The organism is Rhodococcus sp. T7, assembly GCF_009872365.1.
Lineage (GTDB): Bacteria > Actinomycetota > Actinomycetes > Mycobacteriales > Mycobacteriaceae > Rhodococcus_F.
In genome coordinates this window covers 35,998-59,969 of the sequence record NZ_WXYH01000243.1, presented here as the reverse complement: position 1 = coordinate 59,969, position 23,972 = coordinate 35,998, and the positions used below count along the sequence as shown (strand labels likewise).

Here is a 23,972-nt window from a genome sequence, read left to right as displayed (position 1 = left end):
ACCGGACGCGGGCTCAGCGACCGAGTTGCTGCATCGCCGAACCCGATTCGCCGCGACGCTGCTGCGGCTGGGCCGGGGCCTGCGCCTGCGGCGGCTGCTGCACGCCCTGCGGACCCGGTTCCGGCTGCTGCGCCGGTTGCTGAGGTGCCGGTTGCTGCGGGGCGCCACCCTGCTGCTGCGCCAGCTGCTGCTGGTGGGCGGCGGCCAGCTGCTGCGCGAGGGCCTCGGGCAGCACCACCGGCAGCGGCGTCCGCACCGGGTTCGGCTCGTTGCCCCGCTTCACCACGGTGTCGCGCAGGATCGCCCTGGCGGACGCGACCAACTCCGAATCGGCCGTGTTGCCACCGCTCGGTCCCGCGACCACGCAGCGCACCATCCACCGGTAACCGTCGACGCCGATGAAACGCAGGTCGGCGTTCGGGGTGACGGCGAATACCTCACGTCCCCACGGTCCGCTCTCGACGCTCACCGTCGCATTGTCGTTGCGCAACGATTCGGCAAGGTCGCCCGCGACCTCACGCCACTGACCGGGCGACTTCGGGGCCGCATATGCGGCCACCGTGATGCGTCCGTGCTGGGTGACGAGGTGCACGGCCTGCGGCGAACCGTCGGGCGCCATCTCGACCTGCAACTGCGCACCCTGCGGCATCGGCACGAGGACCGAACCGAGGTCGAGGCGGGTCCCGACCTCGCCGACGGTGAGGTCGGCGCCCGACTCGAGGTCGTCGGCGTCGTACGGACCGCCGTCCACCTCGGTCACGGCGTCGTAGTCGTCCTCGTAGTCCGCCGCGTCGGCGTCGGCGTCATCCGCCTCGGCGTCCTCGAAGAAACCGGCCGGGTCGGCCTCGGCTTCCGCCTTCTTACGACGTCCGAACATGATCAGGCTCCTTCACTGGCATTGCCGACGAGGCTGGCGTGGCCTCCGCTCGACCCGTGTCCGTCGCTGCCGCGGGTGGTGCCGTCGAGGGACTCGACCTCGACGAACGACACGAGCTCGACCCGCTGCACGAGCAGTTGGGCGATCCGGTCGCCCCGCCGGATCTCGATCGGGGTGTCGAGGTCGTGATTGATCAGGCACACCTTGATCTCGCCCCGGTACCCGGCATCGATGGTGCCGGGGGTGTTGACCACCGACAATCCCGATTTGGCGGCCAGCCCGGAGCGGGGGTGGATCAGTCCGACGGTGCCCAGGGGCAACGCGACCGCGATGCCGGTTCCGACGAGGACGCGGCGCCCCGGCTCGATGGTCACATCGGTGGTGCTGCAGAGGTCGACACCTGCGTCGCCGTCGTGCGCACGCTGCGGAACCGGAATGCCCGGGTCAAGCCGCTGGAGGGCGACGGGCGGAATGGTGGGGGTCGCGGCGGGAGAATGGCCGGGAGATAGGTCGCTCACGTGCACCGAGCCTACTCTCAGACACCGACTATCCTGGTCGGGTGTCAGAAACGTCCCGGCCCGAAGTCGCGCCCACCGATAACGCCTCGCCCGTGCTGTACTCCGAGCGCCTGTGGGTGCCCGTCTGGTGGTGGGCAGTGGGCCTGTTCGTCGCCGGGCTGCTCGCCGCGGAGGTGCACATGGGTGCGCCCGGCCTGCGCGCGTGGCTGCCGTACGTCCTGCTGCTGCCGCTGCCCGTGTGGGGGCTCGTCTGGCTCAGCCGCCTGCGCGTCGAGGTCGTCGAGGAACCGAGCGGCGTCCACCTGCGGGTCGGACAGGCGCACCTGCCGGTGGACGTCATCGCGCGGGTCGCCGAGGTTCCGGGCTCGGCGAAGAGTGCGGCTCTCGGCCGTCAGCTCGACCCCGCCGCCTTCGTGCAACACCGGGTCTGGGTCAAGCCGATGGCACTGATCGTGCTCGACGACCCCGAGGACCCGACCCCCTACTGGTTGATCAGCACGCGTCGGCCTGCGGAGTTGCTGGCCGCGCTCGATCGTGCGCGCCCGCAGGCGGACGGAGACTGATCGGACGGTGGGCCTCCCACCGTCCGCCACTCGTACTCGCCGCCGCTCAGGCTGCGCAGTCCCTGCACACCAGCACTCCGCCCGCCTCACTGGCGAGCCGGCTGCGGTGGTGCACCAGGAAACAGCTCGAACACGTGAATTCGTCGGCCTGCTTCGGCACGACCCGTACCGAGAGTTCTTCGCCGGACAGATCCGCGCCGGGCAGTTCGAACGACTCCGCGGTGTCGGACTCGTCGACGTCGACGACAGCCGACTGAGCCTCGTTGCGTCGCGCCTTCAGTTCCTCCAGCGAATCCTCCGAAACCTCGTCGGACTCTGTTCGCCGCGGTGCGTCGTAGTCAGTTGCCATGTCGCCTTCCCCTCATCTTCTTCCGTGTATCCCGGCCCGTGCGGCACGTCGGACCGATTGCCGGTCGACCGTCCACCCGAAAAACCGCCTCGGCGCAGATCACACCCTGCGACTGCAGGGCGCTGCAGCGGATGGATACGTGCCCGGACACCAGGCTCCGGAAACATGATCTACGCCTCTTTTGTCATCTTCTGCCGACCCTCGTTCTGCATGCTTTGAACGACTGGGGCCGCCAGACAGTAGCCGAAGGAAGTACAAAAGACGTAACCGAATCGGCCGATCGCGCAAATTGTCTGCTAATCGTCACCAACACCACAGCAAGCTGTGACATTCCACAACGGGGACGGGTTCGGGGTTATGACGCCGTAGGGATCTAAGGTAGGTGCCGAACCTGCGCCACGACGTGTGGCCGGGGCCTGTATCGGTGCGCTGGACGGGCGAAACGTTCGAAGCGCAGTTCGTAGGAGAGGTCGAGGCACACTGTGGTTTCACTGATCACCGAAGGCAGCCCGCTCGACGACAAGGGTCGTCCGTTCCGGCGGCGGCGGGCGATGCCGATCCTCGTGGTGTTCGCGGTCCTCGCTCTGCTCGGAGCCGTCGTGTGGATGGGCGTCCTCGGCGACGACGAGGATCTGGCCGCGACGGTCGACTGCAATTCTCCGCAGCCGGCCGCACAACCGGTCGATCCCGCGGCCCCGCCGCCGCAGGCGCTGGGCGAGAGGGTCGACGGTTCCACGTTGCGGGACGTGGAGCCCGCCGCGCTGTCCGCCACGAAGGTGCGCGTCTTCAACGCCAACGGCGAGCACGGCCAGGCGGCGCAGGTGGCCGCACAGCTGAGCGACTACGGGTTCGCGAGCGCACCCGACGTCCAGGCCGGCAACGACCCGATCTACGTCGATCAGAACATGCAGTGCCAGGGGCAGCTGCGGTTCGGCCCGAACGGCGCCGCCGCCGCGAGCGCGCTCTGGCTGGTGGCCCCGTGCGCCGAACTCATCCAGGACACCCGCACCGACGACACGGTCGACCTCGCCCTCGGAACCTATTTCCGCAAGATCTCGCCGAACGCCGACGCCGAGGAGGTTCTGCGGTCGCTGAAGGACCCGCCGCCCGGGACCCAGCCCGCACCTCTCGACATCGACCTCCTGAAGGCGGCGCGCACCGCCCGCTGCTGACCGCCGGTCACCCCTCCGGGATCGGGGCGTCCGCCCCGGTCTCGGTGAACAGGGCGTCCAGCGCGTCGGCGATGCCGGGGGCAGCGGCGACCACCACCTCACCGTCCGCACTCGACGTGTGCGGCGACGGGATCCGCACGCGGGCGCCTGCCTCGGTCGCGATCAGCGAGCCCGCCGCCCAGTCCCACGGGCTCAGCCCGTGTTCGAAATGGGCGTCGACACGGCCTGCCGCGACCATGCACAGGTCGAGGGCCGCCGAACCGATCCGGCGGATGTCCCGCACCCTCGGCAGGATGTCGGCGATGAGGGCGCCCTGCACCTTGCGCCGGGCCGCGCCGTATCCGAATCCGGTGGCGAGCAACGCCATCGACACGTCGGTGACGGGATTGCACCTCAGTGCGCTGACCCGCCCGTCGGCGTCGGTGAGGGTCGCCCCGCCGCCGCGTGCCGCCGCGTACGTCGACCGGGCCGCCACGTCGACCACGACCCCGGCGACGGACACTCCGTCGATCTGGGCGGCCACGGAGACGGCGTACGCGGGCACCCCGTACAGAAAGTTGACGGTGCCGTCGATCGGGTCGACGATCCAGCGCACCCCCGCGACGGAATCACCCTCTCCCCCACCTTCTTCGCCGAGGATCGCGTCTTCTGGACGAAGCTCCGCGAGGCGGTCGCGGATGACCTGCTCGCTCTCGGTGTCGACGACGGTGACCGGGTCGGTGGGAGTGCTCTTCGACGCCACGGAGTCACCGGATTCCGCTCGCGTCCCGACGATTCCGAATACCTCGGGCCGCCGTGCCCGGACGTGGGCGGCGGCCTCCTCTGCCACCGCGACGGCGACCTCGAGCAGTCGTCCGGGATCGATGCCGGCGTGGCCTTGCGCGGTGTCTGAATTCTGGGGTGCATGCACTCACCCATCGGAACACACTTTCGCTGCCTCACACCACCGCTGACGTTCGCGGTCCCCTTCCGGCAGCGCAGCGTCCTCGAGTGTCATCACCCACCGAACCCGCCTCGACGCACTAGTGTGACGGGCAGCAGAAGCGCGCCCGAGAACACGTCGTCGTCGACACGGAGGAGCACACGCCATGGCCAAAACGGGGTTCGGTGTCGACGTCGGAGGCAGCGGCGTCAAGGGTGGCGTCGTGGATCTCGAGACCGGCGAGCTGATCGGCGACCGCATCAAGCTCCTCACCCCCCAGCCGTCCACCCCGGAGGCGGTCGCGGAGACCGTCGCGGAGATCATCCGGCAGGCGGAATGGGACGGACCGGTCGGTATCACTCTGCCGAGCGTGGTCACCGGCGGCGTCGCACGATCCGCCGCGAACATCGACAAGGGCTGGATCGGGACGGACGCGCGGGCGCTGTTCTCGGACGCACTCGGCGGCAGACGTGTCACCGTCCTCAACGACGCGGACGCGGCGGGGATAGCGGAGGACGCGCTCGGCGCCGGCAGAGACGCGAAGGGGGTCCTCATCCTCCTCACGTTCGGCACGGGCATCGGCTCGGCGATCCTCCACGACGGCGTGCTGCTCCCCAACACCGAGTTCGGGCACATGGAGGTGCACGGCAAGGAGGCCGAACACCGGGCGGCGTCCTCGGTGAAGGAGAAGAAGGATCTCTCGTACAAGGAGTGGGCGGCCGAGGTCAGCCGGGTCCTCACCCGGTTCGAGGACCTCCTGTGGCCGGATCTGTTCATCGCCGGCGGCGGAATCAGCCGCAAACACGAGAAGTGGATCCCCCATCTGACCAACAGGACACCCGTCGTACCTGCTGCGCTGCTCAACACGGCGGGAATCGTCGGTGCTGCGCTCGCGGTCGAAACGGGCATCGCTCCGTAACTATTTCGGATGGGTCGTTACAATGGAAGAGCCCGGCTGCGCGCCGGCGAAACCAGTAGACCTCTCCGCCGGATGACCACTCTGGCGTGACGCCGCACGACACCGTCACGAAAGGGCGTACGTGGCAGCCACCGATACACGTCAGACTGCTGATTCGACTTCAGAGTCAGGACCGGAAGCACCAGTCGCAGCGGCAGCCACCGGCACCGCTCCGGCAGCCGAGGCAGCTCCCGCGAAGAAGGCAGCGGCGAAGAAGGCCCCCGCCAAGAAGGCAGCAGCGAAGAAGGCCCCCGCCAAGAAGGCGGCGGCGAAGAAGGCGGGCGGCAAGAAGGCCACGGCCGGTAAGGGTGCGGACGGCGAGGACCTCGACGAGGATTCCGCCGACATGGAAGACATCGACATCACCGAGGGCGACCTCGCCGAGGTCGAGTCCGATGTCGTGGAGGTCGTCGCAGTCGGCGAGGACGAGGAGACCGAGGAGCCGTCCGAGAAGGACAAGGCGTCCGGCGACTTCGTGTGGGACGAGGAGGAGTCCGAGGCGCTCCGCCAGGCCCGCAAGGACGCCGAGCTGACCGCGTCCGCAGACTCCGTCCGCGCCTACCTCAAGCAGATCGGCAAGGTCGCCCTCCTCAACGCCGAAGAGGAGGTCGAGCTCGCCAAGCGGATCGAGGCGGGGCTGTACGCGACCCAGATCATGCAGGAGCTGTCCGACTCCGGTGAGAAGCTCCCCGCCGCCCAGCGCCGGGACATGAGCTGGATCTGCCGCGACGGAAACCGCGCCAAGAACCACCTCCTCGAGGCCAACCTCCGCCTCGTGGTGTCGTTGGCCAAGCGCTACACCGGCCGCGGTATGGCGTTCCTCGACCTGATCCAGGAAGGCAACCTGGGCCTCATCCGTGCCGTCGAGAAGTTCGACTACACCAAGGGCTACAAGTTCTCGACGTACGCCACGTGGTGGATCCGTCAGGCCATCACCCGCGCGATGGCCGACCAGGCCCGCACCATCCGCATCCCGGTGCATATGGTGGAGGTCATCAACAAGCTCGGCCGCATCCAGCGTGAACTCCTGCAGGACCTGGGCCGCGAGCCCACGCCCGAAGAGCTCGCCAAGGAAATGGACATCACGCCCGAGAAGGTGCTGGAGATCCAGCAGTACGCGCGTGAGCCCATCTCCCTCGACCAGACCATCGGCGACGAAGGCGACAGCCAGCTCGGTGACTTCATCGAGGACTCCGAGGCCGTCGTGGCCGTCGACGCCGTGTCCTTCACCCTGCTGCAGGACCAGCTGCAGTCGGTGCTCGAGACGCTCTCCGAGCGTGAAGCGGGCGTCGTGCGCCTGCGCTTCGGCCTGACCGACGGACAGCCCCGCACGCTCGACGAGATCGGACAGGTCTACGGCGTCACGCGTGAGCGCATCCGCCAGATCGAGTCCAAGACCATGTCGAAGCTGCGCCACCCGTCGCGGTCGCAGGTACTGCGCGACTACCTGGACTGACGCCCAGACTGCGATGCCCCCGGACTCCGAGCGAGTCCGGGGGCATCGTCGTCCGTGCGCCGGGGCATCCGGCGGCCGCCCGTCAGGCGGTGGTGCGAACCCGGATCCAGGCCCCCGCCACCGGTTCGACCACGCGGGCCGCCACCGGGCCGATGACGGCCATCAGGAGCACGTACGCGGTGGCGAGTGCCACGAGTTCGCTCTCCACGGCGCCCGCCGACAACGCCAGGCCGGCGATGACGATCGAGAACTCGCCGCGCGCGATCAACGCGACCCCGGCGCGGGCCCGGCCCAGTCGCCCGACCCCCTGCTGTTTCGCCGCCCACGCACCGGTGATCATCTTCGTCAGCGCGGTGACGACTGCGAGCAGCACGGCCCAGCCGAGGACCGGCGGAATCGCCCGGGGATCGGTGTTGAGCCCGAACACCACGAAGAACATCGCCGCGAACAGATCGCGGAGCGGCTCGAGGACGCGGCTGGCGTTGTGGGCGGTCGTGCCGGAGATCGCGATCCCCAGCAGGAACGCCCCGACGGCGGCCGAGACCTGCATCGCCGAGCTGATCCCCGCCACGAGGAGCGCGGCACCGAGCAGCTTCAGCAGCAGGGTTTCGCTGTCCGGGCTGTCCAGCAGAGCGGACACGTAGCGGCCGTACCGCAGCGCGATCACGAGGACGACGGAGATCACGACGAGGGAGATGGCCACCGCCTCGAGTCCACCGGCGAAACTGACGCCGGCGAGCAGGGCCGTCAGGATGGGCAGGTACACGGCCATCGCGAGGTCCTCGAACACCAGGATCGACAGCACGACCGGCGTTTCGCGGTTACCGAGCCGTCCCAGGTCGCTCAGCACCTTCGCGATGATGCCCGAGGACGAGATGTAGGTGACGCCGGCCATCACGACGGCACCGGTGGGTCCCCACCCCAGCATCAGGGCTACGACCGCTCCCGGCGCGGCGTTGAGGACGGCGTCCACGACACCGGCCATCCACGACCGTCGCAGTCCGGTGACGAGTTCCGACGCGGTGTACTCGAGCCCCAGCAGAAGCAGGAGGAGCACCACCCCGATCTCGCTCGCCAGGTGGCTGAACTCGCTGATGTCGCCGAGGTTGACGAATCCGCCGCTGCCGAAACAGAGACCGCCGAGGAGATAGAACGGGATCGGCGACATCCCGAATTGAGCTGCCAGACGGCCCAGCAGACCGAGCGCGAAGAACACCGCGCCCAGTTCGATGAGCGCGAGCGTGGTGGTGTTCACGGGTCTGTCAGCCGTTGGCCAGGAGCTTGGCTGACGCGTCCAGTCCGTCTGTGGTTCCGACGGCGACCAGCAGGTCGCCGGAGGTGAGCAGGAAGTCGGGCTTCGGTGACGGGTACACCTGTCCCGCCCGCATGACCGCGACGATCGAGACCCCGGTGCGCGTGCGCATCGCGGTGTCGCCGAGCGGGCGGCCGTCGAACCGGGAATCTTCCTTGATGTACAGCTGCTTGGTGCGGATGCCGGGCAGGTCCCGGTGTTCCTCCTCCAGCTGCGCCACCAGTTGCGGTGCTCCGAGCAGATTGCTGAGCACGGCCGCTTCCTCGGTGGTGAGCGGCACGGACGCGGCGCAGGCGTCGGGGTCGTCGGCCTTCGACACGATGAGGTCCGTGCGGCCGTCGCGGTGGGTGATGACACCGATGCGGCGACCGGCGGCGAGTTCGAAGTCCTTACGCACCCCGATACCGGGTAGTGGCGTCACTTCAACGTTCATGCCACCACGGTAGTCCGACGGGGGTGACCAACCGCGGAAGGCTCGCGTCAGCGCCGGGCCGGGAACGTGCCGTCGGCGTCGGGGCGGTACTCCTCGACGGCGGTGACCGCCGTGACGGGCAGCGGCCCGTACAGGTGCGGGAAGAGCATCGACGCCGGATCGGCCGGCACGCCCGGCTCCCACTTCACCGGCGCACCGAGCGCGTCGGGGTCGAGTCTGAGCAGGACGAGGTCCGTGCGCCCGGCGAACAACCGGTTGGCGGGCAGATGCACCTGGGCGGAGGTGGAGAGGTGCACGAATCCGTCCGCGGCGTACGTGGCGGGCACGCGAGCGCCTTCGCGTTCGGCGGTGCGCCATTCGTCGCGGCTGCAGATGTGAACGAGCTGGTCTTCGGATTTCACACGGCGAGACTAGCGTCACGCCCGAAATCGAATCAGCTGTCAGCGAACTCGGACCGATCGGTCTGTTCGCATCGGCGCTCGTCACGCCGCTGTCCGCACGTTTCGGCCCGGTTTCGTGTGTGATGCAACACTGAGAAACGCCGTCGGGAACAACGCGTAAACCCCAAACGTCTGACAGAGTAGATCCACCGCGCCACCCCCGACGCGGCGGACCAAGGCCCCAGGCACTCGGCATCAGTCGAAAAGCCAGTACGGAGGAGTCATGCCCGGAACACTGACCAGCCCCCCGTTGACCGCAGCCGACCGGTGCGACCGGTGCGGTGCGGGAGCCCGCGTTCGCGCGGTCCTTCCGACCGGAGGAGAGTTGCTCTTCTGCGGTCACCACGCCAACGAGCACGCAGACCGTCTTCGCGAGATGAACGCCACGATCGTGTCCGAAGCCGAAGCTGCAATCTGATACGTCAGCCCGGGTGACCCGTCCCAGGCTCACCTCTTTCAGCAACAAGAGACCGGCGAGTGCACTGCACTCGCCGGTCTCTTGTTTGCGTTCGCGTCACGCGGCGACGGCGGTCACCACTGCCGCAGGGTGGAGATCCGCTCGGTGAGCTGCTCGACGGTGGCGATCGCCGTGGGCGGTCCCCCGCAGACCCGCCGGAGTTCGCCGTGGATGGTGCCGTGCGGCTTGCCCGTCCGGTGGTGGTGCATCGCGACGAGACTGTTCAGTTCGCGGCGCAGTTGCGCGAGCTGACCGGCGGCAGCCACCCGGTCCGCGACCTGCGGAACCGGCGTGTGCACGGGCGCGGCGGGCTCCTGCTTGTCCAGTTGCTCCGACTGACGCTGCCGCAGCAGGGCGCGCATCTGATCGGCGTCGAGCAGGCCGGGCAGACCCAGGTAGTCGGCCTCCTCGTCGGATCCCGAGAACGTGGCCGTCCCGAAAGACGAGCCGTCGTAGATCACCTGGTCCAACTCGGCATCGGCACCGAGCGAGGTGAACGCCTTCTCCTCCTCGCCGAGTTCGTCCTTCTGCTTGTTCGCGTCGGCGAGCAGGTCGTCGTCGAAGCCGTCCTTCTCCCGGTGCGGCTTGCCGAGCACGTGGTCGCGCTGCGCCTCCAGCTGGCTGGCCAGGTCGAGCAGCACCGGCACCGACGGGAGGAACACGCTCGCGGTCTCCCCCTTGCGGCGGGACCGCACGAAACGACCGATCGCCTGCGCGAAATAGAGCGGGGTGGACGCACTGGTGGCGTACACGCCGACGGCCAGGCGGGGGACGTCCACGCCTTCCGACACCATGCGGACGGCGACCATCCACTTCTGGGTACTCGCGCCGAACTCGGCGATCCGCTTGGACGCCGTCGGGTCGTCGGAGAGGACCACGACCGGATCCTCGCCGGTGACCACCTTCAGGGTCTGCGCGTAGGCGCGGGCGACGGTCTGGTCGGTCGCGATCACCAGGCCGCCCGCGTCGGGCATGCCGCCGGTGCGCAACTGGCCGAGGCGGGTGTCGGCGGCGTGCAGGACCGCGGGAATCCAGTCGCCCGACGGGTCCAGGGCCGTGCGCCACGCGCGGGCCGTCTGTTCCGCGCTGAGCGGCTCGCCGAGCCGCGCGGAGAACTCCTCGCCCGCGTTGTTCCGCCAGCGTGCCTCGCCGGAGTACGCGAGGAACACGACGGGCCGGACGACGCCGTCCGCGAGCGCGTCCGAGTACCCGTAGGAGTGATCCGCCTTCGAGCGCATCAGACCCTCGCGGTCGGGTTCGTACGTCACGAACGGGATCGCGCTGTCGTCGCTGCGGAACGGCGTACCGGTCAGGGCGAGACGGCGGGTTGCGTCCCCGAACGCCTCCCGGATGGCGTCACCCCAGCTCTTCGCGTCGCCGCCGTGGTGGATCTCGTCGAGGATGACCAGCGTGCGCCGGCTCTCGGTGCGGACCCGGTGCTTGAACGGGTGGGAGGCGACCTGCGCGTACGTCACCACGACACCCTGGTAGTCGCTGGACGTCTGCCCGGTCGAGTTCGAGAAGTACGAGTCCAGCGCGATGCCGTTGCGCGCCGCGGACTCCGCCCACTGGTGCTTGAGGTGCTCGGTCGGCGCGACCACCGTCACCTGGTCGACGGTGCGGTCGCGCAGCAGTTCCGACGCGACCCGCAGCGCGAAGGTGGTCTTACCGGCGCCCGGCGTCGCGACCGCGAGGAAATCCTGCGGTCCGGTGGACAGATACTTGGTCAGCGCACGACGCTGCCAGGCGCGCAGCGATCCCGCGGGCCTGGCTGGTTCGGTCTGTGCGAGGTAGGCCTCGGTGCCTACGATCTGCGCGGCCTCGGTCTCCACTCTCGGCGCCGACTGGGAGCCCACTGTCTCAGCACTCACGGGCTGCCCTCCGCTGGCATGGCACTGTTTGCTCGCACTCCTCGGTATCGATCGACACGTCCGGTCCACACCCGAAGGCGCTGTCCGTCAAGGAGCCTAGCGCCCGGATCCGACGCGAACCGCATTCGCGAGTTCCGATAGTGACAGATTTGTCGCGACACGAGGACAGCAGCGGTGGGCAACCGGGCGTGTCGTCAGGGATGCTGGAAACATCATGACCGAAACACCCTCGACGACACCGCAGAGTGGCGGTGCTCCACCCCGGTCCGGGTGGCATCCGCTACGTCGCGCACTGAGCGTGATCGGTCGCACAGCGAGCAAGGCGTGGGACGATTCGATCTTCGGGAAGGCGGCGGCCGCGGCGTTCTGGCAGACGCTGTCGCTGCCCCCGCTCCTGCTCGGTCTGCTCGGAATGCTCGGCTACGTCGGCGGGTGGTTCGGACCCGACACCGTCGACATCATCCAGTCGAAGATCATCAACTTCAGCGGGACCGTGTTCAGCGACAGCGTCGTCGAACAGATCATCCGCCCGACGGTCGGGGACGTCCTCGAACGGGGACGCCCCGAGATCGTGTCCCTGAGCTTCCTGCTGTCCCTCTGGGCGGGCTCGTCGGCCATCTCCACGTTCGTGGACTCGATCGTCGAGGCCCACGGCCAGCAGGAGGCGCGGCACCCCGTGTGGCAGCGGGTGTTCGCGTTGCTGCTCTACGTGATGTTCCTGATCCTCGCCGTGTTCACCCTGCCGCTGGTCGCGCTGGGGCCGACGCTCGTCGGGAGGGTCCTCCCGGAGGCGTGGCGCACGATCGGGACGGAGATCGTCGACACGTTCTACTACCCCGGGGTGGGACTGCTGCTCATCGTCGGCCTGACGACGCTGTACAAGGTGGCGCTCCCCCGGTCGCTGCCCTGGCACCGGATGCTCGGCGGCGCGCTCGTCGCGGGAGTGTTCTTCCTCGGCGCGAGCACCTGCCTGCGCCGCTACCTCTCCTGGGTCGCGGGCACCGGATACACGTACGGGGCGCTGGCCACGCCGATCGCGTTCCTGCTCTTCACGTTCTTCCTGGGTTTCGCGGTGGTGCTCGGCGCCGAGTTCAACGCCACCGTGCAGGAGTTCTGGCCGGCCAGGGCGACCCGCATCGACCAGATGCGGGACTGGATCGCCGCGCAGGCCGAGAGTTCACCGTCGGCGGGTCCGGTGACCAGCCTCACGCGTCGCATCGCCACCGGCCCGATCAAGGTGGTCGGCGACCGCGCCCGTCCCGATCCGGACGGGCAGGGGACCGGGAACGACGAAAAGCCCGACGGCCCGGTACGAGAATCTCCCGAGCCCCCGGGTGTGCGGCGAGCGCCGGCGAAGCCTCAGTCGCCCTTGCGCAATCCTTCGTAGATCTTCTTGCAGTCGGGGCAGACCGGCGATCCCGGCTTCGCCGATTTCGTCACCGGAAACACCTCGCCGCACAACGCGACGACGTGAGTGCCCATGACGGCGCTCTCCGCGATCTTGTTCTTCTTCACGTAATGGAAGAACTTGGGAGTGTCGTCATCGGTCGACTCGTCGGTGGTGACGTCGGGCCGTTCCTTGGTTTGAGTGCTCACCCCTCAATAATGCCGCAACCGGCCGGTGATCCCACCCCCCGTGTGCATTTGCCGCCCGACAGTGGAACAGTGGAGTCATGGCACGAAGTGCAGGGTTCGGTGGGTCCCACGACGCCGGCTCACCGAATAATCCGGTTCTCATCACCGAGGCAGCGCGGTCCATCGAGGATCAGCACCGTGCCCGTGTCCGCAAGTATCTGCTCATCATGTCGTTCCGCTTCCCGGCGCTGATCTTCGCGGCGGTGGCGTACGGCATCTGGGAGAACCCGTGGATCTCGATGGCGATCATCGGCGTGTCGATCCCGTTGCCGTGGATCGCGGTCCTCATCGCGAACGACCGGCCTCCGCGCACCAAGGACGAGCCCAGCCGGTACGACCACCGCGAGTCGCCGTCCACCGCCTTGCCCGCGCCGCCACACCACACGATCGAGGGCTGACGCCGCGGGGCGTCCTGCAACAATGCACGGGTGAACCGTGACGAACTGCTGTCGATCTGCCCGTCCCTGCGTGCGGCCCTCCTCCGCAATCGGTACGACACGGACACCCTGCTCGATGCGCTGGGCCCCGAGGTCCATGCGGCGTTGAGCCGCAACGAACCGGTCCCGGTGCGCCGGGCCAGCGCGTCCTGCGGCGAACTCGGCACCATGATCCGGCTGTTCCTCCTCACCGACGACTGTCCCGCCGGCGAGGTGGCCGCGGCGCTGTCCCCGCTCGCGGTCGAGGACGCCGTCGCCGCGGGCCTGCTCGAATCCGAGGGCGACGTCGTCCGGGCCGCCCTCGACCTGCGGCCGCTGGACATCGGCGGGGGCAACCGCTGGGTGCTCTCCGACCTCGACGGTTCCCTGCGCCCCCGCGAGACCCCGGTCGATCACGTCATCGGCGTCGGGCACGCGTCGCTGTCGCTGCTGCAGGCCACCCCGACCGCCCCGGTCGGGACGCTGCTCGACATCGGGACCGGGTGCGGCATCCAGGCCCTGCACGGCGCCTCCTACGCCGACTCGATCACGGCGACGGACCTGAACGTCCGGGCGGTGGACCTGGCGGCCGTCACGGCTGCGCTCAACGAGCAGGAGGTGGAACTGCTCGCCGGGTCGTGGTTCGAGCCGGTCGAGGGCCGCACGTTCGATCAGGTCGTGGCCAATCCGCCGTTCGTCGTGAGCCGCGCCACGGTGGGCCACACCTACCGCGACTCCGGCCTCGACCTCGACGGCGCGAGCGAACTGATGATCTCCCGCGTGGCCGGCTATCTCGCGCCCGGTGGCACGGCGGCCATGCTGGCGTCGTGGATCCACGTCGAGGGCGAGGACTGGCGTGCCCGGGTGGCGTCCTGGCTGCCCGCCCACGGGATCGACGCGTGGGTGGTGCAGCGGGATGTCGCGGACCCGGCCCTGTACGTCGGCACCTGGATGCGGGACGGCGGCCTCGACACCCGGGACCCGGCCACCGCGACGATCGCCGAGGACTGGCTCGATCACCTCGCGAGCGCGGACGTGGAGGGAGTCGGTTTCGGGTTCGTCTACCTGCGCCGGACCGACGCACCCACCGACCTCATGGCGGAAGACCTCACCCACGGCTTCACCGATCCGCTCGGCGCGGAGGCGCTCGCGTACTTCGAACGGGTGGCCTGGCTGCGCGACCACGACGTGCTCACCGCCCGGTTCCGCGTCGAGGAGAGCACCGCCCTGGAGCGGGTGTTCCTGCCCGGCGACGAGGGATGGACGCAGGTGGTCGCCCGGTTGCACCGGGGGAACGGTCCGGCGTGGCAGCACGAGGTCGACGATCTCGTCGCCTCGCTCGTCGCGGGCATGCGCGGCGACGGCCTCGTGCTGGGCGAACTGATCGAACTCCTCGCCGCCGCGCACGGGGTCGACGCGGAAGAACTCGCACAGTCGGCGGTGCCGCTCGTGCACGCCCTCGTCCGGCACGGACTGGTGCTTCCCGCGTAGCCGCCGGGTTCCCGACCCGTCCCCCTTATACGTGTTCTCAGCAACTTCTCAGGACCGAATCGAGGAACCCGCAGGTCACAGCGTCTTCATAAATTACCGGCCGGGAACTTTCCCGGGCCGTCGGTGCGTTGATCCATATGAGACACCACCGATGAGGAGGCAAGTCATGACAAGCCCCAGCACCACTACTCGCATTCGCCCCAGCGCTGCCGATCTGGACGCCCAGAGCCCCGCTGCCGACCTGGTCCGCGTCTACCTGAACGGAATCGGCCGCACAGCTCTGCTGACGGCCGCAGACGAGGTGGAACTGTCCAAGCGAATCGAGGCTGGGCTGTACGCCGCGCACATCCTGGAAACCGGGAAGCGCCTCTCCCCCGCGAAGAAGCGCGACCTCGCGACGGTCGTCCGGGAAGGACAGTCCGCCCGCGCGCACCTCCTCGAGGCCAACCTGCGGCTCGTCGTGTCGCTCGCGAAGCGGTACACCGGTCGCGGCATGCCCCTGCTGGACCTCATCCAGGAGGGCAACCTCGGCCTGATCCGCGCGATGGAGAAGTTCGACTACGCGAAGGGGTTCAAGTTCTCGACGTACGCCACCTGGTGGATTCGTCAGGCGATCACCCGCGGAATGGCCGACCAGAGCCGCACCATCCGGCTCCCAGTGCACCTCGTCGAGCAGGTCAACAAGCTGGCCCGCATCAAGCGTGAGCTGCATCAGCAACTCGGGCGGGAGGCGACCGACGACGAACTCGCCGAGGAGTCGGGAATCCCGGCGCACAAGATCGCGGATCTGCTCGACCACAGCCGCGACCCGGTGAGCCTCGACATGCCGGTCGGCAACGACGAGGAAGCCCCGCTGGGCGACTTCATCGAGGATTCCGAGGCCACGTCCGCGGAGAACGCCGTGATCGCGGGACTCCTGCACAGCGACGTGCGCACCGTGCTCGCCACGCTCGACGAACGTGAGCAGCAGGTCATCCGCCTGCGTTACGGACTCGACGACGGTCAGCCGCGCACCCTCGACCAGATCGGCAAGCTTTTCGGGCTCTCCCGTGAGCGTGTCCGTCAGATCGAGCGCGAGGTGATGGGCAAGCTGCGTCAGGGCGACCGCGCCGAGCGGCTGCGCTCCTACGCCAGCTGACCCGGGTCTCCCTCCGAATCAGCGCCGGTGCCGGTCGTACGCGACCGGCACCGGCGCTGTGCTGTCCGGGGTCCGTGCTGTCCGGGGTCCGTTCCGTCTGGGTCTGCCGACCGCTCAGCGCAGCCGGCGGGGGCCGAGGTCCGCGACGCTGGGCTCCGGGCCGATCCGCACGCGCGAATCGGTGACCAGCGCACCCTCTGCGGACGCGAGCACCGGTTCGCAGGCCAACTCCCGCACCTCCGGCAGGTCGTCGGCGAGCGCGGAGATCCGCTGCACGAGGTCGACGAGGGCCGACTTGTTCACCGGCACCGCGCTGCGGTAGCCGGACAGCAGCGGCGCGGCCTTCGGTGCGTCGATCATCTCCACTGCGGCGTCCTCGGTGAGGGGCAGCACCCGGTAGGCGCGGTCACCGAGCAGGTCGGAGATCACGCCGGCGAGCCCGAACGAGATGAGCGAACCGAACGACGGGTCGTCCTGTACGCCGACGACGCAGCCGATCCCCTTGGTGGCCATCCGCTGCACCTGGAGCAAAGGTTCACCGGAGGCGGCGGCGAGGTCGCGGTACGCCAAGCGGACCGAATCCGGTCCGACGAGGTCGAGGCGGACGCCGCCGAGGTCGGGCCGGTGCCGCCACTGCTCCCCCGTCGCCTTCACCGCCACCGGGTATCCCAGTTCCTCTGCGGCCTGCACGGCCTCCTCCTCGGTGGTAGCGGACCGGAATTCCACGACGTCCACGCCGTAGCACGCGAGGAGTTGCGACGCCTCGAAGTCCGACAGCCAGCGGCCGGACGACGTCGAAAGCCAGCCGTCGATCATCGCTTTCGCCCGTTCCGGATCGATCCCGTTGGGGCGCACCACTTTCGAGGACGGCTTGCTCTTCCAGGCCGAGTACCGCCAGGCCCGCGCCAGCGCCAGCGCCGCGCGTTCGGGACCGGGATAGGAGGGCACCGAACCGCGCGTCGGGTGCCCGTCCTCACCGCGGACCGCCAGGACGTCGGGCACGCCCTCCGCCGCGAGGAACGTCGTGAGGACGGGTTTGTCGGCCTCCCGCACCGCTTCCCGCAGCGCCTGGGCAAAGGGTTCGACGGGAACGGCGACCGGGGGAACGAACACGGCGATCACCGAATCGACGTCGGAGGACGCGAGTGCCGTCCGCACGGCCGTCGCGAATTCCTCGGGACCTGCCTGCGGGCCGAGGTCGACGGGGTCGCCGACCTGCAGCCCCTCGCTGCGGGCCGCGTCGGCGGCGAGGACACCGAGTGCGGTGGAGTTCCCGACCACGGCGAGCCGGGGGCCTGCGGGCAGCGGCTGGTACCCGAACAGCAGCGCACAGTCGAACAACTGGGAGATCGACCCGACCTGCACCACCCCGGCCTGCTCGAAGAGGGCGCGCACGATCGAATCGTCCATCTCGCCCCCGCTGGCCGCCAGCGCGGGGGGGACGGCGTGCCGCCCGCTCTTGACCGCGACGATCGGCTTGTTCCGCGCCACCCTCCGCGCGATGCGCGAGAACTTGCGGGGATTGCCGAAGCTCTCCAGGTACAGCAGCACGACCTCGGTGGCCGGGTCCGAATCCCAGTACTGCAGCAGGTCGTTGCCGGAGACGTCGGCGCGGTTTCCTGCGGAGACGAACGCGGACAATCCGATTCGGCTCCGCGCGGCCTCGTCGAGGATGGCGATGCCGAGGGCGCCGGACTGGCAGAAGAAGCCGACGTTGCCGGGGCTCGGCAGCACCGGCGCCAGGGTGGCGTTCAACGACACGTCACGGTCGTTGTTGGCCACGCCGAGCGCGTTGGGACCGATGAGCCGCATCCCGTGTGCGCGGGCGGCGTGGACGAGGCGGCGCTCGGACTGCCGTCCGTCCATTCCGGTTTCACTGAATCCCGAGGACACGACGACGAGGGCTTTGACTCCCTTGTCCAGGCAGTCGTCGAGGACGGCGTTGATCGATTCGGCGGGGACGGCGACGACCGCGAGGTCCACCTCGTCGGGGATGTCCCGGACCGTCGGGTACGCCCGCACCCCGTGGACCGAACGGTGCTCGGCGTTGACCGGGTACACCGGGCCGGTGAATCCGGCTCGCAGCAGGTTGGTCAGGACGGCGTTGCCGACCTTCGCCCGGTCGGTGGACGCGCCGATCACCGCGACCGAACGCGGACTGAGCACGTTGCGCATGCTCCGAGCCTCGGCGGCCCGCTCGCGGGAATTGCGCACGGACACCATCGCTTCGGTGGGGTCGATCGCGAACTCGAGCCTGAGCACGCCGCCCTCGAAGCTGCGACTCACCTGATATCCCGCCTCGCGGAAGACGGTCACCATGTTCCGGTTCTCGGCGAGGACCTCGGCGACGAACATCGTCAGACCGCTCTCCGCGGCCGCCGCCGCCAGGTGCTCGAGCAGGATCGGCCCGAGTCCGCGGCCCTGGTGCGCGTCGGCGACGACGAATGCCACCTCCGCGGATTTGCCGTCACCTTCGCCGGTGAGCCGTTCATAGCGGCCGACGGCGATGATCTCGTCCCCCAGCAGCACCACGAACGCCACCCGGTCGTGGTGGTCGACCGTGGTGAAGTGAACGACGTCCCGTTGCGACATGGTCGGGTAGGGACCGAAATACCGCAGATAGCGGGTGCGTTCGGACAGCTTGGAGTGGAACGCGACGAGTTTGTCCGCGTCCTCGGGCACGATCGGCCGCAGCGCGACCGCCCCACCGTCCGCCGCGAGCACGTCGGCTACCCAGTGCCGCGGGTAGTCGTGCGCGGGGTCGGGTTTCCCCGTCGCCCCGGCACTACCCGCCTTCTCCGTGCCGCCCGAGGACTCCGTGACGCCGGTCGTTTCGTTGTCGTCCGCCTGCTCAGTCACGGGGATCCTCCGGGTCGAGTCCGAGTAGGGGGAAGCAGGCGCGGCGGGTGGCGATGACGGCGGAGTCGATCCGCGTCAACGCGCGGTCGACCGACGGAATCCCGGTTTCCGGTGTGCCACCGGGACCGTCCCAGGGCAGGTAGTCGACCTCCCCGCCGTCGCCCATCGTGTCCGGCAGGTCGACACTGGGCGCGAGGGCGTGCGCCCGCGCCTGCCAGGCCTCGGGCACGGCACGGGCCGTGTCGATCTCGCGGTCGAGCGCCGCGGCGATCAGGTGGGTCCACGCGCGCGGGACGACCCGTACGAGGCCGTATCCGCCGCCGCCGACGGCGAGCCAGCGCCCCTCGGCGTAGCGGTCGGCGAGGTCGCGCATCGCGAGGAACGCGGCCCGCTGGCCGTCGACCGTCAGCGCGAGGTCGGCGAGCGGGTCCTCCCGGTGGCTGTCGACACCGCACTGGCTGATCACGATCTGCGGCCGGAACGCGGCGAGGGCGCCGGGCACGACGGCGTGGAAACCGCGCAGCCACAACGCATCGACGGTGCCGGGCAGCACGGGCAGATTGATCGCCGTGCCCTCCGCCGAACCCTCGCCGACCTCGCTCGACCACCCCGTGTTGGGCCACAGGGTGGCCGGGTGCTGGTGCAGCGAGATCGTCAGGACCCGCGGGTCGTGCGCGAACGCGTGCTGGACCCCGTCACCGTGGTGCGCGTCGACGTCGATGTAGGCGATCCGGTCGAAACCGTTGTCCAGCAGCCAGGAGATGGCAATGGCGACATCGTTGTACACACAGAAGCCGGAGGCCCAGTCGGGCATGGCGTGGTGCATGCCGCCGCCGATGCTCACGGCGCGGCGGGTGCGGCCTGCTGCGATCTCCTGCGCCGCGGCGAGGGACCCGCCGGCGAGGATCGCGCTCGCCTCGTGCATCTGGGGGAAGACGGGATTGTCCTCCGTGCCGAGCCCGTGCGGTGCCTCCGCGCCGAGCACACCGGACGTCGCGGAGTGACCGGCCTGTTTGACCGCCTCGATGTACGCGGGAGTGTGGATCCGCAACAGATCTGCGTCCGAGGCGGCGGCGGGCCGCAACAGTTCGACCCCCTCCAGAGTCCCGAGGCTGCGCGCGAGCGACATGGTCAGCTCGAGCCGCGTGGGATTCATCGGGTGGTCCGCACTCCACCGATAACTGAGATAGTCCGGACTCCACACGACTGCACGGTTCGATACCAGTGCAGCCGAATCCTCCCCGGAACTGAACGACGCGGTCATGGACTCACGCTACTGGTCCCCCGCGGAGGGTGTCAGCAGACCCCGCCGGACCGTCACCGACGCGCGGCGGGGACGGACGGCGCCGGTGCCGGGCAATCACCGGTAGAATCAACCGAGACGAAGGGGTGTGAGTGTGAAGGATCTGGTCGACACCACGGAGATGTACCTCCGGACGATCTATGACTTGGAAGAAGAGGGCGTCGTCCCACTTCGAGCACGTATTGCCGAACGACTCGAGCAGAGCGGCCCGACGGTCAGCCAGACCGTCGCCCGGATGGAACGGGACGGCCTTCTCCTGGTCGCTGGCGACCGCCACCTGGAACTGACGGAGAAGGGCCGCGAACTCGCGGTGTCCGTGATGCGGAAGCACCGCCTGGCCGAACGACTCCTCGTGGACGTCATCGGACTCCGGTGGGAAGACGTTCACGCGGAGGCGTGCCGGTGGGAGCACGTCATGAGCGAAGAAGTGGAGCGGCGCCTGGTGGAGGTGCTCAACAACCCCACCACCTCGCCGTACGGAAACCCGATTCCGGGACTCGCGCTGCTCGGACTCGATCGCCCGGTCGACCCCCCGGAGACGCTTATCCGCCTCACGGACGTGCCGCCCGGCAAGCCGACCGCGGTCGTCGTCCGCCGTCTCGCCGAGCACGTGCAATCGGATCCGGACGTCATCGGGCAGTTGCGTGAGGCGGGCGTCGTACCGGACGCGCGTGTCACCGTCGAGACGAAGCCCGGGTCGGTCACGATCACGGTGCCCGGCCACACCGGGTTCGATCTGTCCGAGGAGATGGCGCACGCCGTCCAGGTGAAGCAGGTTCAGGGATAGTCGATGAAACTTCTGGTCACCGGCGGCGCCGGCTATGTCGGCAGCGTCTGCAGTACAGTCCTGCTCGAACGAGGACACGAGGTCGTCGTCATCGACGACCTGTCGACGGGTAATGCCGACGCGGTGCCGCTCGGTGCCGAGTTCATCGAGGGTGACGTCGCGGAGGTGGTGACGGACGTGCTCGGCACGACCGGCACTCCGCGGTTCGACGGGGTCCTGCACTTCGCGGCGCAGTCGCTCGTCGGCGAATCCGTCGAGCACCCGGAGAAGTACTGGCGCGGCAACGTCGTCACCACGCTCGAACTCCTGGAGGCCATGCGGCATTCGGGGACGCAGAAACTCGTGTTCTCGTCGACGGCCGCGACGTACGGCGAGCCCGAGCACTCGCCGATCACGGAGGCCGATCCGACGCGTCCCACCAATCCGTACGGGGCGACGAAACTCGCGATCGACCATGCCATCACCTCGTACTCGGTGGCGCATTCGTTTGCGGCGACCAGCCTGCGGTATTTCAACGTCGCGGGAGCGTACAAGTCGGCCGGCGAGAACCGGGTCGTCGAAACGCATTTGATTCCTCTCGTGCTCCAGGTGGCGCTCGGCCAGCGGGAGAAGATCTCGATCTTCGGAACCGACTGGCCGACTCCGGACGGAACGGCGATCCGCGATTACATCCATGTACTCGACCTCGCCGAGGCACACGTGCTGGCACTGGAGTCGTCGATCGAGGGCAGGCACCGCATCTACAACCTCGGAAGCGGCGCGGGTTTCAGTGTGCGCGAAGTCATCTCGGCGTGCGCGCGGGTCACCGGGCTCCCCATCGCGGTCGAGGACGCACCGCGCCGGGCCGGCGATCCCGCCGTGCTCGTCGCGTCGAGTGATCGTGCGATCGCCGAACTCGGGTGGAGGCCGGAGCACACGGACCTCGACGAGATCGTTGCCGACGCCTGGGCCTACCTGCAGGAGTTGGGCGACCGGTCGCACGCGGCACGTCGCTGACGCCGGCTCAGCCGGCGAGGGGCGGGGGCAGCACGACACCGACCGCGCTCGCGCGTTCGTAACCGACGTCGGCCAGTCCCCGCACCTCGCCAGGCCGCATTCCGCTGTGCAATGCACCGTCCAGCAGGGTGGCCAGCCTGTGCCCCGGCTCCGAGTCCAGGGCGGCGGCCAGCGCGATGCCCGCGAACGGTCCGTCTCCCCGCAGGTAGGCGCTGTAGCCGAGCAGCGCCGCCGGGTTCGCGCGTTCCGGGTCGGGGAGGTTGCGGGCCAGGAGAATCCACAATTGCTCGGCATCGTCGGCATACGGGCCGACGGCGAGCGCGAGCACGCTGTCCCGGACGGTGACATTGTCCAGTGCGAGTGCGAGTTCCGCGTACTCCGGCGCGAGGAGCCTCTCACCGGACGACACCCGTGCCACGTGTGTCAGCACCAGTTCGAGCTCGAGCCGGTGGCAGCGCTCCGGCATGGACGACCGCTCGGCCAGTTCCCGTCGCAGAAGCGACGATGGGCGGCCACGTTCGATGAGGGCGGCAATCTGCATCCGTTCGAGCACCGGTCCCACCTCGATCGTGGCCTCCATCTCCTCGCGTGAGGCGCGGATGGGCTTGCCCTCGAGGACCCGTGCGAGCGCGACGCGGGACGCCGCCGGATCGGATTGGATGCCGTAATTGCCGCCGAAGAAGCTGAACCATGCACCGCCGGAGGCGATCTCCGCCGTGACGAAGACGTCGAGAAGGCCGGTCGGCGTGAATTCGAGGAGCTCCTCGAATTCTTCGACGATCGCGGACATTTCGTCGAGGCAGAGCGCGGCCGGGCTGGTGAAGCGGTCGTCGACGAGAACCAGGATCACCCCGCCGGCGCGGTCGCGCTCACAGACGGTGGCGAACTGGCCGAGCGCCGCGCACATCGTCGGGGTCGGCCCTGCGGCACCTCCGAGGACCAAGTCGTGTCTCATGACGGCGCCGACCGACGAGTTGCGCTTCCCGGTCAGGCACACCGCCACGATCGACCGGGCCGGCCGGAATCCGAGCAGTGCGGGAATCGAGGCGAGGAGGTCGTCCGGAGCGGACAGCGTGACCGTGTGCTGCTGCGGGGGCGGTTCCCCGCCGGGATCGTCGGAGAAGCCGGAACCGTGGGGGAATGCGGGTGTCGTCATGCCCCAGACTCTGTCGGGTCGACGTCGCGGGGGTCGGTGGGCGAACTGGGGAAACGCAGAGGGCTGTGGATGGGCGACGGGTTGTGGACAACCCGGCCGCCGCGCCGCGCGGACGCGCCGTTCGGCCGAGAAGTCGTCGGAGCCCTGTGCTAGGGCCTGCTCAGCTGTTCTGCACCTTCTGCACGGCGGCGGTGAACACTTCGTCGAGTGCGACGGTATCGGCCTTCGCCTCGCCGAACGACATGAAGGTCGCGGACACCCGCACGTCGCCCACCTGCGCGATCAGCGTCACCATCGACTGGGTGACCTGTTCGCTCCCGGTGCCGGATTTGACGGTCCGCCGGAGCGCGAGGGTGTCGTCCGCCCGGACGGGAGGGGGCGGAGTGATCTCGGTGATGACGGTGGACTCGGCCCCGCTGTCCGTCACGGTGACCTCACCGCACGTCTTCGTTTGTTCCGCCAGGTCCTCGAGGGGTGTATCGGCCCTGGTGAGCTCGACCGAGATCGTCGAACGGCTCGCATTGTCGGTACCGACCGCCATGACCGTGCCGGTCGGTCCGTAGTCCTGCGCAGGAGGCGCACAGTCCGCGGGGTCGACCACCGCACCCTGTGGAACCCCCGTCAGGTCGGGTGCCGCCATCGACACGGCCTGGGCGGGCAGCACGATCGCCTCGTACGGGGCGGGGAAGTCGGCCGGATCGAGCAGGAGCTTCGACAGTCCCTTTCCGGACGGCGAACCCGCCGCGATGGTGGTGCTCGGCTGCGGTTCACCGGAGACGGTCGAGGTACACCCGGCGAGAATCGCCGCCGCGGCCAGCGCGGCCACCGGGGCGACGGCTGTCCGTACCGCTGTGCGCCGAGAT

General features: G+C 69.2%; 24 protein-coding genes. 11 read left to right on the top strand and 13 right to left on the bottom strand.

Features of this window, described 5'->3' with window-relative positions; genetic code table 11:
- Positions 1-13: 13 nt before the first annotated feature.
- Positions 14-877 carry a DUF3710 domain-containing protein gene (locus MLGJGCBP_RS21885; RefSeq protein WP_160097988.1) on the bottom strand — a complete coding sequence of 288 codons (864 nt, stop codon included), beginning with the start codon at positions 875-877 and terminating at the stop codon, positions 14-16.
- Positions 878-879: 2 nt separating this feature from the next.
- Entirely contained in the window at positions 880-1,401 is a 522-nt protein-coding gene (dut, locus tag MLGJGCBP_RS21880; RefSeq protein WP_201453155.1) for a dUTP diphosphatase, read from the bottom strand.
- 86 nt (positions 1,402-1,487) lie between these two features.
- Between dut and MLGJGCBP_RS21875 the strand changes: the two genes are divergently transcribed.
- Positions 1,488-1,958: a DUF3093 domain-containing protein gene (locus MLGJGCBP_RS21875; RefSeq protein WP_087555839.1), complete on the top strand. Its 471-nt coding sequence runs from the start codon at positions 1,488-1,490 to the stop codon at positions 1,956-1,958.
- 46 nt (positions 1,959-2,004) lie between these two features.
- Here the strand turns inward: MLGJGCBP_RS21875 and MLGJGCBP_RS21870 are convergent, their stop codons facing one another.
- Positions 2,005-2,307 (bottom strand): DUF4193 domain-containing protein, encoded by a 303-nt coding sequence (locus MLGJGCBP_RS21870; RefSeq protein WP_087555838.1) that lies wholly within the window; start codon positions 2,305-2,307, stop codon positions 2,005-2,007.
- Positions 2,308-2,789: 482 nt separating this feature from the next.
- On the opposite strand from MLGJGCBP_RS21870, the gene cei reads away from it, so the two are divergent.
- Entirely contained in the window at positions 2,790-3,479 is a 690-nt protein-coding gene (cei, locus tag MLGJGCBP_RS21865) for an envelope integrity protein Cei (RefSeq protein WP_087555837.1), read from the top strand.
- Positions 3,480-3,486: 7 nt separating this feature from the next.
- Here the strand turns inward: cei and MLGJGCBP_RS21860 are convergent, their stop codons facing one another.
- Positions 3,487-4,389, bottom strand: coding sequence for an inositol monophosphatase family protein (locus tag MLGJGCBP_RS21860; RefSeq protein WP_442972116.1), 903 nt, complete (start codon positions 4,387-4,389; stop codon positions 3,487-3,489).
- Between the two features lie 178 nt (positions 4,390-4,567).
- On the opposite strand from MLGJGCBP_RS21860, the gene ppgK reads away from it, so the two are divergent.
- Positions 4,568-5,320: a polyphosphate--glucose phosphotransferase gene (gene ppgK, locus MLGJGCBP_RS21855; protein WP_160097986.1), complete on the top strand. Its 753-nt coding sequence runs from the start codon at positions 4,568-4,570 to the stop codon at positions 5,318-5,320.
- A gap of 121 nt (positions 5,321-5,441) precedes the next feature.
- The gene (locus MLGJGCBP_RS21850; protein WP_087555835.1) at positions 5,442-6,815 is read left to right on the top strand and encodes an RNA polymerase sigma factor; all 1,374 of its coding nucleotides are present in this window, start codon (positions 5,442-5,444) and stop codon (positions 6,813-6,815) included.
- Positions 6,816-6,897: 82 nt separating this feature from the next.
- On the opposite strand, the gene MLGJGCBP_RS21845 is transcribed toward MLGJGCBP_RS21850, so the two are convergent.
- From MLGJGCBP_RS21845 to MLGJGCBP_RS21835, 3 genes are read right to left on the bottom strand one after another with little or no spacing between them, the layout of a single operon-like run.
- A complete protein-coding gene (locus MLGJGCBP_RS21845; protein ID WP_087555834.1) occupies positions 6,898-8,070 on the bottom strand; it encodes a cation:proton antiporter in 1,173 nt (390 codons plus the stop codon).
- A 7-nt stretch (positions 8,071-8,077) separates the two neighbouring features.
- Positions 8,078-8,560 (bottom strand): cation:proton antiporter regulatory subunit, encoded by a 483-nt coding sequence (locus MLGJGCBP_RS21840; RefSeq protein WP_005240833.1) that lies wholly within the window; start codon positions 8,558-8,560, stop codon positions 8,078-8,080.
- Positions 8,561-8,607: 47 nt separating this feature from the next.
- Positions 8,608-8,961: a DUF952 domain-containing protein gene (locus MLGJGCBP_RS21835; RefSeq protein WP_160097985.1), complete on the bottom strand. Its 354-nt coding sequence runs from the start codon at positions 8,959-8,961 to the stop codon at positions 8,608-8,610.
- Positions 8,962-9,223: 262 nt separating this feature from the next.
- On the opposite strand from MLGJGCBP_RS21835, the gene MLGJGCBP_RS21830 reads away from it, so the two are divergent.
- On the top strand, positions 9,224-9,418 hold the full coding sequence (locus MLGJGCBP_RS21830) for a DUF7455 domain-containing protein (protein ID WP_005240831.1): 195 nt from the start codon (positions 9,224-9,226) through the stop codon (positions 9,416-9,418).
- Positions 9,419-9,531: 113 nt separating this feature from the next.
- On the opposite strand, the gene MLGJGCBP_RS21825 is transcribed toward MLGJGCBP_RS21830, so the two are convergent.
- On the bottom strand, positions 9,532-11,289 hold the full coding sequence (locus MLGJGCBP_RS21825) for a DEAD/DEAH box helicase (protein ID WP_087555832.1): 1,758 nt from the start codon (positions 11,287-11,289) through the stop codon (positions 9,532-9,534).
- 253 nt (positions 11,290-11,542) lie between these two features.
- Between MLGJGCBP_RS21825 and MLGJGCBP_RS21820 the strand changes: the two genes are divergently transcribed.
- A complete protein-coding gene (locus tag MLGJGCBP_RS21820; RefSeq protein WP_160097984.1) occupies positions 11,543-12,715 on the top strand; it encodes a YihY/virulence factor BrkB family protein in 1,173 nt (390 codons plus the stop codon).
- Here MLGJGCBP_RS21820 and MLGJGCBP_RS21815 read toward each other — a convergent pair.
- Positions 12,688-12,924 carry a DUF3039 domain-containing protein gene (locus tag MLGJGCBP_RS21815; RefSeq protein ID WP_005240826.1) on the bottom strand — a complete coding sequence of 79 codons (237 nt, stop codon included), beginning with the start codon at positions 12,922-12,924 and terminating at the stop codon, positions 12,688-12,690. The genes MLGJGCBP_RS21820 and MLGJGCBP_RS21815 overlap by 28 nt on opposite strands.
- Before the next feature lie 77 nt (positions 12,925-13,001).
- Here MLGJGCBP_RS21815 and MLGJGCBP_RS21810 point away from each other — a divergent pair, with 77 nt between their 5' ends.
- The 3 genes from MLGJGCBP_RS21810 (at position 13,002) to MLGJGCBP_RS21800 (ending at position 16,008) form a co-directional block, all read left to right on the top strand.
- Positions 13,002-13,361: a DUF3099 domain-containing protein gene (locus MLGJGCBP_RS21810; protein WP_160097983.1), complete on the top strand. Its 360-nt coding sequence runs from the start codon at positions 13,002-13,004 to the stop codon at positions 13,359-13,361.
- Between the two features lie 30 nt (positions 13,362-13,391).
- The gene (locus MLGJGCBP_RS21805; protein ID WP_160097982.1) at positions 13,392-14,870 is read left to right on the top strand and encodes a DUF7782 domain-containing protein; all 1,479 of its coding nucleotides are present in this window, start codon (positions 13,392-13,394) and stop codon (positions 14,868-14,870) included.
- Positions 14,871-15,036: 166 nt separating this feature from the next.
- Complete coding sequence (locus MLGJGCBP_RS21800; RefSeq protein ID WP_005240812.1) at positions 15,037-16,008, top strand: sigma-70 family RNA polymerase sigma factor; 972 nt, start codon at positions 15,037-15,039, stop codon at positions 16,006-16,008.
- Between the two features lie 114 nt (positions 16,009-16,122).
- Here MLGJGCBP_RS21800 and MLGJGCBP_RS21795 read toward each other — a convergent pair whose 3' ends face one another.
- Positions 16,123-18,867, bottom strand: a complete 2,745-nt coding sequence (locus MLGJGCBP_RS21795) for a bifunctional acetate--CoA ligase family protein/GNAT family N-acetyltransferase (protein WP_160097981.1) — start codon at positions 18,865-18,867, stop codon at positions 16,123-16,125.
- Entirely contained in the window at positions 18,860-20,131 is a 1,272-nt protein-coding gene (locus MLGJGCBP_RS21790; RefSeq protein WP_160097980.1) for an acetoin utilization protein AcuC, read from the bottom strand. The genes MLGJGCBP_RS21795 and MLGJGCBP_RS21790 overlap by 8 nt, the downstream gene beginning before the upstream one ends.
- 133 nt (positions 20,132-20,264) lie before the next feature.
- Here MLGJGCBP_RS21790 and MLGJGCBP_RS21785 point away from each other — a divergent pair, with 133 nt between their 5' ends.
- Both MLGJGCBP_RS21785 and galE read left to right on the top strand, forming a co-directional pair.
- Positions 20,265-20,957, top strand: coding sequence for a metal-dependent transcriptional regulator (locus MLGJGCBP_RS21785; protein ID WP_087555827.1), 693 nt, complete (start codon positions 20,265-20,267; stop codon positions 20,955-20,957).
- Between the two features lie 3 nt (positions 20,958-20,960).
- Positions 20,961-21,953: a UDP-glucose 4-epimerase GalE gene (gene galE / locus MLGJGCBP_RS21780; protein ID WP_087555826.1), complete on the top strand. Its 993-nt coding sequence runs from the start codon at positions 20,961-20,963 to the stop codon at positions 21,951-21,953.
- Between the two features lie 7 nt (positions 21,954-21,960).
- Here the strand turns inward: galE and MLGJGCBP_RS21775 are convergent, their stop codons facing one another.
- Together MLGJGCBP_RS21775 and MLGJGCBP_RS21770 are read right to left on the bottom strand one after the other, a co-directional pair.
- A complete protein-coding gene (locus MLGJGCBP_RS21775; protein ID WP_160097979.1) occupies positions 21,961-23,109 on the bottom strand; it encodes a DUF4192 domain-containing protein in 1,149 nt (382 codons plus the stop codon).
- Between the two features lie 160 nt (positions 23,110-23,269).
- Positions 23,270-23,935: a DUF5642 family protein gene (locus tag MLGJGCBP_RS21770; protein ID WP_160098000.1), complete on the bottom strand. Its 666-nt coding sequence runs from the start codon at positions 23,933-23,935 to the stop codon at positions 23,270-23,272.
- Positions 23,936-23,972: the final 37 nt, after the last annotated feature.